Origin of the sequence: Haloferax chudinovii (genome assembly GCF_042663345.1) — an archaeon.
Lineage (GTDB): Archaea > Halobacteriota > Halobacteria > Halobacteriales > Haloferacaceae > Haloferax > Haloferax chudinovii.
The window spans coordinates 206,703-213,923 of record NZ_JBHTAB010000006.1 but is presented as its reverse complement, the minus strand read 5'-3'; the positions used below and the strand labels follow the sequence as shown (position 1 = coordinate 213,923).

The 7,221-nt window shown below is 55.7% G+C and carries 5 protein-coding genes; 2 read left to right on the top strand and 3 right to left on the bottom strand.

Annotated features, from left to right (window positions below; genetic code table 11):
* Positions 1 to 425: NAD-dependent epimerase/dehydratase family protein (locus tag ACFQI8_RS12755; protein WP_390245322.1), on the bottom strand; the 425-nt coding region annotated here is incomplete at its 3' end.
* Positions 426 to 1,429: 1,004 nt separating this feature from the next.
* Here ACFQI8_RS12755 and ACFQI8_RS12750 point away from each other — a divergent pair.
* Together ACFQI8_RS12750 and ACFQI8_RS12745 are read left to right on the top strand one after the other, a co-directional pair.
* Positions 1,430 to 3,280, top strand: coding sequence for a DUF2206 domain-containing protein (locus ACFQI8_RS12750; RefSeq protein ID WP_390245336.1), 1,851 nt, complete (start codon positions 1,430 to 1,432; stop codon positions 3,278 to 3,280).
* An 82-nt stretch (positions 3,281 to 3,362) separates the two neighbouring features.
* Positions 3,363 to 4,379, top strand: coding sequence for a glycosyltransferase family 2 protein (locus ACFQI8_RS12745; RefSeq protein ID WP_390245320.1), 1,017 nt, complete (start codon positions 3,363 to 3,365; stop codon positions 4,377 to 4,379).
* 7 nt (positions 4,380 to 4,386) lie between these two features.
* Here ACFQI8_RS12745 and ACFQI8_RS12740 read toward each other — a convergent pair whose 3' ends face one another.
* Positions 4,387 to 5,856, bottom strand: coding sequence for a flippase (locus ACFQI8_RS12740; RefSeq protein ID WP_390245318.1), 1,470 nt, complete (start codon positions 5,854 to 5,856; stop codon positions 4,387 to 4,389).
* Between the two features lie 115 nt (positions 5,857 to 5,971).
* Positions 5,972 to 7,153, bottom strand: a complete 1,182-nt coding sequence (locus ACFQI8_RS12735) for a carboxylate--amine ligase (protein ID WP_390245316.1) — start codon at positions 7,151 to 7,153, stop codon at positions 5,972 to 5,974.
* Between the last annotated feature and the right edge of the window lie 68 nt (positions 7,154 to 7,221).

Genomic DNA, 7,221 nt, shown 5'->3' with positions numbered 1-7,221 from the left:
CCTTTGGGTTCGTCTTCGCGGACCGGGACGGTTCTGGGACGTCCATAGATTGCCGCGCTTGACGCGAGAACGACTCGCGCGTCTTCGCGCCGGGCCGACTCGAGAAGTCTGAGCGTCGCAGTCGTGTTCACAGAATGGTATCTGAACGGGTCGTCGACGGACTTGCTCACGCTCACTTTCGCCGCTTGGTGGAAGATGAGGTCGACGTCGGACGTCGCTTCGGCGATTGCGCGAGAATCCCGAATATCGGCCTGTACCAGCTCTACCGAGTCGGGAAGTCGAGAAGAAGAACCCGAAGAGAGGTCGTCGACGACTCTGACCTCGTTGTCCTCGGCCAGTACGTCTACGATGTGGCTCCCGATGAATCCGGCACCACCTGTGACGAGAACTGTCTGCCCACTAATGTCTGCCATGACACTACCCACATTGCAATGTCGACTCAAGGTTACTTTGTGTCTTAGTCAGTGGTCTTTACGTCCTCACTATTTAAATTAATATTACAAAATATTTCATTTTTAAATAAATATGCAAAAATATACATATTAGATTCAACTTCGAATGCGATATTTTCGCACCGTCGGCGGGTTTGGCGACCTACTGTCGGAAATATGTCACTACTAAGTATCAAAGTTCCCGGCTTAATTCGGACTTTCATTACAAGACTACATTTGTAATTAGACTGACCGCCAACGAAGCGGCCAATTTCGAGTCTCTCAGCCGTGTCCCTGCCGGCCACCGGGGTTCGAAGCCCGTGTATACCTCCGGTATACACTACCTAATCAAACAGCGGTGAGGACAGTGCCACCGACAACACTTCTCCATCGGCTATAGTTACAAACGTGTGTGATTTTCAACTCATTTTAATGTTCGTCGTGAAACGGAGTGTCACATCCATTCGTCCGCTTCTTGATTATCGCCGAGGTTCGGTTCTCAGTCAGAGTCGGCGGTGACTCGTCCAGACGAGTGTCAGGACAAGCCGTCATTCATCGTCTGACGAAAGTATCGAATAACGGTCATATTACTTACATTGGTTGGGTGATATCTCGAATCATAGCCTCGAATCACGACCATGTTTCCGAAATTGAACAGGGTAGCGCACCCATCTCTCTCACAGACAGTATCGATTCAGTTTACTATCGTAACGCTACTCGCACTGTTTTGGTTGACTCTTGGACTAGGTTCGGCTGGGATATTCGTCTCCGGTCTCAGGGTTGGAAGCACACTCCTCCTGTTATTTTTCTTGCCCGGCCTATTACTCACGCAGTTCGCTCGACTCCGGATTACTCGGGGTGGAGAAGCCGTACTCTACGCAGTCGGGTTGAGCCTCGTCTTCCTTTCGTTGTTCGTCACTTCGGTCGGCATACTCACACCGCTACTGAACGTCCAAGACACATTTTCGTTGCAACCGCTGGCTCTCTCCTTGACCGTCGTGTTGCTGCTGATAACCGCGCTTTTACACGTTGTTGAAACCCCAGAGACACGATTTGACTGGGTTGCGCCAACTCGTTTGACTGTGGGACTGATAGCTGTTCCAGTCGTTGCGGTACTGGCTGCGAGGTTCATGAACGACGGTGGGGACGCCTCGTTGATGTTCCTCTTCGTCGTTCTCGTCGCCGCTGCTGTCGTGGTCAGCTCGACTCGATTCCTCCCGCCGACGCAGTACCCACTGGCCATCTTCCTCATCGGACTTGCGACATTCCTCCATCGAAACCTCCTCACCGGTGGTGTCATCGGCGCAGACGTCCAGTTCCAGTACTTCCTCGCCCAGCATATACAGGTGACTCACGTCTGGTCGCCCGGTGTCGGGAGTCGAATCATGACGCTCCCGATGGTGACCGCAGTCCCGGCTGCTATCTCGACGCTCGCCGACGTCTCAGTCGCGGCGGTGTTCAAGCTCGCATACGTGTTTGTCTTTTCACTCGTCCCCGTCGGAATCTACTACGTTGGACGGAGTATCTTTGGGAACCGGGAGGCGATGCTCGGAAGTCTCTTTTTCATCTTCTATCACATCTCCTTCTCTCTCACTCCGGGGAAGCAGTTACTCTCGGAGTTGTTCGTCGTACTGCTTTTGCTGCTCTTGTTCGAGCACGGCCTATCGACAGTTGGCAACAAAGCTGTCGCCGTCTTACTGAGTATCGGCGTTATTCACACCCATTACGGGACGGCATTCGTGCTTGGCGGGTCGCTACTCGCCGGACATCTCATGCTTGGTGTGGTTCGTCGCATCGTCGACGAGTTCGAACACGATAGCTCGGTCGTATACCCCGTCACATTTCTCGGGTTGGCCATCGCTTGGTACGCGACGTTTTCGCCGCAGTTACTGAACCAGATTCTGCGGATGCCGTTAGTCATCGGACAGCAGGTCGCCAATCTCGTCGTTGGCACGGCAGTTGGAACCGGTGCGAACTACATCGGTGGCCAGGTGACCGTACTCGACCAGCTCAACGTCCTCGTCTACTTGGTCCTGACCGCACTGCTGGGGATTGGGTTGCTGTCACGGGTCGCCACTCACGGGAGTCGATTACGTCGCGGTGAACGCACGGAGTACGTCGACTACACTGCCCTCTCGATACCAATGTTCGTCTTCCTCGCGTCGACGTTCTTCGTCATCGTGAACCTCTGGGCCGACAGGACGTACCAGATGGTGTTAGTCGTCCTTGCACCGTTCGTTGCCCTCGGCTTTCGGGCCCTGTTCGCGGCGACGGTCACGGCGCTCGAACGCCTCGGGAAACCTATAGACCACCATCCCAGATGGTCGCTCCTCGCAGTCCTTCTCGGCGTGTTGTTCGTCCTCAACTCGGGTGCCGCGTATGCCGCGGTCGGGAACGCGGACACGGCCACGTTCGACTCGAACGCCAACGATTACGTATTCACTGACGACGAACGCGCTGGTGCCACGTGGCTCAAGGAACACGCCGGGTTCACTGGCTCCGGTTCGTACCGCTCTCCGAGTGCCGCTTCACCTTCGGACAGCACAGTCACGATATACACTGACTCGGTGAGCTACCAACTGCTCCGTTCGACTACCCCGGAGACGTACTACGACGTCCGAATCGAGCGACTGCGGAGCCCTTGGCACCCAGAGTTCGACCAGAGCCGACTGCAAAGCGGGTACGTGTTCATTCGGGAACGAAGCGTCAGGGACGTTTCCGGGTCCGATCGTCTCCCGATTACGTCACTCTCACGTGAGCATGCCGAGGACGTGACCGAAGCGGGAACGGTCGTCTTCCGGAACGAGGAGGTGACTATCGTGAGAGTCGAGGGCCGATCAGACGGATGATTCGACGACTGGTGAGGGTTCTATTCGCCTTGGAGAGTCCGGAGGGAACGTAACACCCCCAAAACGCTTTTACTGAGATACGATGTTGTATCAGATGATTGTGGCATCGACAGATCCGTCCACTGATCCACTCGTGTCGTACGTTCTGGCGACGTATAACCGGCCAGACGATCTGAAAGAGGCTATCGAGTCCATCCTCAACCAGACCTACGACCCTATCGAGGTAATCGTAGTCAGTAACTCGACGGATGATACCTCGACCATGTTTGAGGACGGCGGTCGCTTCGACGAACCGACCGTCCACTATCACGAGTTCCCCGGCCGGATGGGTGTCCCACAGGCGCGGAATATCGGATACGACCTCGCGTCAGGCGACATTCTCGTGACCATCGACGACGATGCGGTATTGACCAGTAACGATGCGACGGAGACCGTCGTCCGTCTGTTCGATTCGAATCCCGAGATCGGTGTATTGGCCTTCCAGTGCCGTGACTACCGGACCGACGAGGTGAACCCCCACGAGACGCCCGACCCACCGCGGTTCGACATGACACCGACGGTCCCGTATCGCGCGACGAACTTCGTCGGCGTCGGAAACGCGATTCGAAGCGCGGTCATCGACCGAGTCGGTGATTTCCCGGAGGATTTCGTGTACGGGTTCGAGGAGATGGACCTCTCGTTCCGGGTCCACGAAAGTGGCTACGATATCCTCTTTACGCCCGAAGTAGCCGTCTGGCACAAGAAGTCGCCCGAAGCACGACGTACCGACCTCGAAACGCAGGAGCGGCTGGTCGGGAACCGAATCAAACTCGCACTTCGTAACCTCCCGATGCGCTATGTAGTGGTCTCGGCGATTCTGTGGTCAGTGTATGGATTGCTACTCACTCGGCAGCCGTCTTCGCTCTTGAACATCTATCGCCGTCTCTACGACGAACGAGAGACGACTCTTGAGGCGAGACACGTCGTCTCCCCGAGGACGATTCGACGAATCAAATCACGGAAGACGATGTTGTTCTTCTGGTGGTATGGTCCACACCCCGGTCGCCTCTTCGGGAAAGACGGCACTCCACAACGGGTGTTTTGGGAGACGAGTAATTGAATCGCAGCTACTTATCGCTCGTCTGTCCACGACCTGAACGCCGTTCGTCCGAAACGTAACGGGATACTAGCAATCGAACCGCGGGCAGTACGATACGGTTCCTGACGTCCGGAATCGACACAGAAAAGGCGAGGTAGAGAAGTCCCCCGAGCAGTACCTGTAACACTAACGAGAACACGGTATCGACCGGGAAATGCGTCTTGACGCCGTAGACGATAACACCCATCGCAACTGACGAGAGCGTAAACCATCCGATGAGCGGGTACGGAATCGAGAAATCGACGTATCGTCCGAGATAGCGCGTTTGAAGTAGTGCGTTTACGACCCACGAGACGGTCGTCGCCACCGCGGCACCGACGAATCCGATAGTGACGATGAGGACCGGGCTCAGGAGTAAATTGACACTGACGGCGGCGATAGTCGCTTTTGCGGCGAGGTTCGGCTTGTTGATTGCCCTGACTGAAACCCCGACAATATCGTTGATAGATTGGAAGAACTTCTCTATCATCAAGACAACGAGGACCAGCGATGCGATGACGTATTCAGGACCGAAAAGGAACTCGAGAACGTCGGAGCCGTATATCATCGCCCCGACCACAGCGGGAATAGAAAAGAACACCGCGAACCCGATGGCCGTCGAGATGGTCGACTCTATCTGCTTCGCCGACGAATCCGAATTCCACTGGCTGATCTGTGGGAACAGAGTCAACGAGATCGACTTGCTGAACATGAGGACGAGTAGCGTCACCTGCCAAGCGACCTCGTACGCACTGACGTAACTCTGGACGAGGAAAAACCCGATGAGGGCAGAGTCCATCCACTGGTAAATGCTCCCCCCGACGGAGTTCACGACGTCGTACTTCGAGAAATCGAACAACGACCGCATCTGTGGGAGTGCCGGCCGACCAAGGTCGATGTCGCAGGCGAGAACCGCCCAAACCAACGCGACGGCTGAGCCTGCTAAGAGTCCGTAGACAATGCCCTCGGGTCCATATCCACGCGAAACGAAAAGCGAACCGAGCCCGACCCAAGTGAGACGGCGAGCGAACTCGATTGATGCGGTACGGCCGACCCGAAGTCTGCCTCGTACCGCATGAATGTACAGCAGCGAGAGTTCCCGAAGGAAAACGGCGAGTACCAACAACACCGCGAGATCCCCCCCGAGATAGTCGTTGATTCGGCCTCGAAACGCGAGGACGCCGAGTGAGACCACCGTGAGCAACACCAGTTTGAGAGCGAGTGCAGAACTCAATGTCCGGACTGGGTCTTCTCCCTCACTCAGCCGTTTTTCGAGTGCGGAACGGAGGCCGAAATCGGCGGGAATCGAGAGCAATCCTTGGACGGCAAAGAACAGGAAAAAGATACCCAATTGCGTCTGCCCGAGATTTCGGGAGAAGTAGATGATGCCACCGAACATCAGTAGAGCACGTCCCGTCTTTGAGAGGAACAGCTTGAACGTCGATAGTCCTATATCCATGATGGCACAGTGTCGCTAGCGAGTGGGGAACGAATAGTTACCCTGCCGCTACAGGGCACGACGTTCTTCGACCGACACGGTTCGAATGCTGACCTGCGGCCGGGGCGTGACTGCGTCACGATGCACTGAACAGGGTGTTGAGCACACCTCGTGCGAACGGTTTGGGGTCATCGAACGAGATGTAATCGAAGTGGGGGTGCTGGTAGACGGACGAAGCGACTTCGACGAACGCCTCTCTCATCGATGGCTTGTCGACGTTTGGGAAGTCGTCGACGAGGACGCTCCTGAGATACTGGAGTTCGCCGACGAGTAGATGCGTCGCGACGCCTTCCTCGTACCCCGGTCTGATTTCGTCTTTCCGACCCTGGTTCGTGAGCCAGTAGTCGTACGGGTAGGTAGCGCCGGCACGGATATCAAGATTCACGGAAGCCCACACTCGCGGATTGATTTCGAGAAGGTAGAACTCGCCGGTCTCTCGTTCCTTGATGAACTGAACTGACGCGAGTCCGTTCCATTCCAGATGAGTAAGCAACGATTCGGCCAGCTCCTCGACCTCTGGGTCGCGTGTCATCTCCCGAAACACACTCATCCCGCCAGCGTACGTTTTTCCACGAAGTTGCCGTCGAAGACTCGTCTTCACTGGCTCGCCGTGGTCGTAGAGTGCCCGAAACGAGTACTCCTCTCCCCAGTGACACTCCTGCACCACGGGAACGTGGCCAAGCATGTCTTCGATGAGTTGGTCGACGTCGGGCGAGACGCCTCTCGGGATGTACTCGGGGCGTTGCCTGCCTTCACACTCCGTCGCTTCTAGATGGTCTACGTAATCGTGAGTGAGGATTCCGTACCGAGGTTTCACGATGAGCTCTCGATCCCAGTCTGTCACGTCCGTGAGGCGTTCCGTCTTCGGAACGCGGAGTCCGATGTCTTCTGCAACAGTAGCTAATCGATACCCGTCCTGAGCGACCCTGACTGCATCGAACGACGGCCACCCGATCTCGACATGTGGTTTAAAATCTTCAACGTACCGTGAGAGGATGTAGGCGTCTTCCTCCCTGATTGGGAGTATCGCTTCCACGTCGGGGCGCATCGAGAGCGAGACGAGCGCATCTTTGTACGCGATGACGTCCTCGTGTGGTGATGGAACGACGACGGTCTCGTCTGCGTACTTCGATGCGAACGCTGGAACAGTTTCGTCTTCCGAAACGACGACTGTATGAACCCCTTCGGGCGAGAGTGCCCGAAGCGACGCGACGACGCTCACAGATTGATTCGCTGGGACGATGATCGACTTCCACATGATTGTCTTCTCCTCCGCTACTTTTCACCACATCATGATTGTTTATCAATATGATTCACCTTGTGCTT

Bases quoted from the DNA above. Each gene is read 5' to 3' on its own strand.
- ACFQI8_RS12745 (WP_390245320.1), top strand. From the start codon at position 3,363: ATGTTGTATCAGATGATTGTGGCATCGACAGATCCGTCCACTGATCCA.
- ACFQI8_RS12740 (WP_390245318.1), bottom strand. From the start codon at position 5,856: ATGGATATAGGACTATCGACGTTCAAGCTGTTCCTCTCAAAGACGGGA.
- ACFQI8_RS12735 (WP_390245316.1), bottom strand. From the start codon at position 7,153: ATGTGGAAGTCGATCATCGTCCCAGCGAATCAATCTGTGAGCGTCGTC.